Below are 2,470 nucleotides of genomic sequence, written 5' to 3' on the forward strand. Positions count from 1 at the left end.
CCCAAGTCGGCCCGCACATGAGGCCCAACGCCTCCTGTCAAAATCCCCTGACACAAACAGTCCAAGACACTTCAATCACATAACAAAAAAACCCCGCCGAAAATCGACGGGGTTTGTCAGCAGTCTGAAGGCCGCCTCCGGGCGGCCTTTTTGTTTGCGGCTCGGCAGCCACCCCACCCACGCCTACGGCGCGACCTTCCCATCGAGGGGAGGTAGAAGAGCGCGGCGCCCTACCTCCCCTCGATGGGAAGGTCGGCGCGGAGCGCCGGGTGGGGTGATGGCGCCGGAAAACAGGTCAGGCCTTGCCGCCCTTGATATAGTCGATGAACGCCCGCAGCGGGGCCGGAACCAGGCGCCGGCCGGGATAATAGAGAAACGGTCCGGGAAAACTCTGCCACCACGGCTCGAGCACGGGCTCAAGAGCGCCGCTGTCGAAGTAAGGGCGCAGCCAGCCCTCGAAGAGGCCGATGATGCCGGTGCCGGCAATAGCGGCGTCGACGGCAAGATCCGTCGCCCCGCCGATCCGCACGATCAAGGGGCCTGTCGGATCGACCCGCACCACCTCGCCGTCTCGCTCGAATTCCCACGGCAGCATCGCACCGCTGGCAAAGCGCCCACGCACGCAGGAGTGGCCAAGCAGGTCGCTCGGGTGTTGCGGGCGCCCATGGCGAGCAAGATAGGCAGGGCTGGCGGCGGTGGCGAAACGCTGCACGCGCGGTCCGATCGGCACCGCGATCATGTCCTGCTCCAGCCGCTCGTCATAGCGGACGCCGGCATCGCAGCCCGCCGCCAGCACGTCGACGAAGTTCTCGTCGGCGATCACCTCCAGCCGGATACCGGGATAGGCGGCGAGGAAACCCGGCACGATATCGGGCAATATCAGCCGCGCAGCACTGACCGGCACGTTGAGACGCAACGAGCCCGCCGGCCTGTCGCGAAAACCGTTCACCACGTCCAGCGCCGCCTCCACCTCCGACAGCGCCGGGCCGAGCCGCTCCAGCAGGCTGAGGCCCGCCTCGGTTGGGACAACGCTGCGCGTCGTGCGGTTGAACAACCTGACACCGAGCTGCACTTCCAAGCGACGCACCGCCTCACTCAGGCCGGAGGCGCTGCCGCCGCTCGCACGCGCGCCGTCGCGAAAGCCGCCGGCGCGCGCCACCGCCACGAAAGCATTCAGATCGCTGAGGTCCATCATTGTTCGCCATTCCGCACGGCCTGTGTGGATTGTACCGGATTATCACGAGGTTGGGCAGCGCCTATCTCTGCCTCCTCAAGGAGATCAATCATGTCCAACATCCAACAATCCGGCACCTTCGCCCCCGCCACCTTCAAGCTTGGCAGCCGCACCGTGAAGCGGCTCGGCTACGGTGCCATGCAACTCGCGGGACCCGGCGTGTTCGGGCCGCCCAAGGATCATGACGCGGCATTGGCCGTGCTGCGCGAGGCGATTGCGCAAGGCGTCGACCATGTCGACACCAGCGACTTCTACGGTCCGCACGTCACCAACCGGCTGATCCGCGAGGCGCTGGCGCCCTACCCCCAAGATCTCGTCATCGTCACCAAGATCGGTGCCCGGCGCGGCGCGGATGGATCGTGGCTGCCGGCCTTTTCCGCGGAAGCGCTGACCCAGGCGGTGCACGACAATCTCAGCAATCTCGGGCTCGAAGTGCTCGACGTCGTCAACCTACGCATCATGTTCGATACCCATGGCCCCGCCGAAGGATCGATCGAAGCGCCGCTTACCGTGCTGGCCGAGCTCCAACAACAGGGTCTGGTCAGGCACATCGGGCTGAGCAACGTGACGCCGGCGCAGATCGCGCAAGGACGGGGGATCGCCGAGATCGTCTGCGTGCAGAACCAGTACAATCTGGCGCATCGCGGCGACGATGCCCTGATCGACGATCTTGCCCGCGATGGCATCGCCTATGTGCCGTTCTTCCCGCTCGGCGGCTTCAACCCGCTGCAATCCTCCACCCTGTCGGAAATCGCGGCGCGCCTCGGCGCCACGCCAATGCAGGTCGCGCTCGCCTGGCTGCTGCGCCGCGCGCCCAACATCCTGCTGATCCCCGGCACATCGTCGGTCGGGCATCTCAGGGAGAACCTCGCTGCGGCTGAACTGGAATTGCCACAGGATGCGCTCAGCGAACTGGACGGCGTGGCGCTAGCGGCTTGAAGCTAACCAATCTCCCCCCTCGTGAGGGAGATTGGCAGCGTCAGCCGCCGCTTAATTGATGCTCGCCGTATTCGCCGGCTCAACCGGCCGCGCCTCGTCGGCATAAGGCACGCGAAAACCATTCGCGGCCAGCCAGTCGATTGCCGCCTTCGGCTCGTCGGTCTGGATGATGGTGGCGCCGCGATCGGCCCAGAAACCCCAGCTTTCGCGCGGCAGGCTGGCCTGCACCGCCAGTTCGTCGCCGCGGCCGCCGGCGAGGAAGCCGCCCGGTTTGTTGGCGATGGCGTAGGTGTCGGC

General features: G+C 66.2%; 2 protein-coding genes and 1 pseudogene. 1 reads left to right on the forward strand and 2 read right to left on the reverse strand.

Going from position 1 to position 2,470, the window contains the following annotated elements:
- Positions 1-295: 295 nt before the first annotated feature.
- The gene (locus EN914_RS32025; RefSeq protein WP_024504660.1) at positions 296-1,195 is read right to left on the reverse strand and encodes a LysR family transcriptional regulator; all 900 of its coding nucleotides are present in this window, start codon (positions 1,193-1,195) and stop codon (positions 296-298) included.
- 90 nt (positions 1,196-1,285) lie between these two features.
- Here EN914_RS32025 and EN914_RS32030 point away from each other — a divergent pair, with 90 nt between their 5' ends.
- Positions 1,286-2,173 (forward strand): aldo/keto reductase family oxidoreductase, encoded by an 888-nt coding sequence (locus EN914_RS32030; RefSeq protein WP_024504661.1) that lies wholly within the window; start codon positions 1,286-1,288, stop codon positions 2,171-2,173.
- Positions 2,174-2,224: 51 nt separating this feature from the next.
- Here EN914_RS32030 and EN914_RS32035 read toward each other — a convergent pair.
- Positions 2,225-2,470 (reverse strand): annotated as a pseudogene (locus tag EN914_RS32035) (DUF4996 domain-containing protein); the annotation flags it as partial.

This window comes from Mesorhizobium sp. M7A.F.Ca.CA.001.08.2.1, from assembly GCF_003998455.1.
Classification (GTDB): Bacteria; Pseudomonadota; Alphaproteobacteria; order Rhizobiales; family Rhizobiaceae; genus Mesorhizobium; species Mesorhizobium ciceri.

What these genes read in the sequence shown, in the direction of transcription:
- EN914_RS32030 (WP_024504661.1), top strand. Translation starts at nt 1,286, where the DNA reads ATGTCCAACATCCAACAATCCGGCACCTTCGCCCCCGCCACCTTCAAG.
- EN914_RS32025 (WP_024504660.1), bottom strand. Translation starts at nt 1,195, where the DNA reads ATGATGGACCTCAGCGATCTGAATGCTTTCGTGGCGGTGGCGCGCGCC.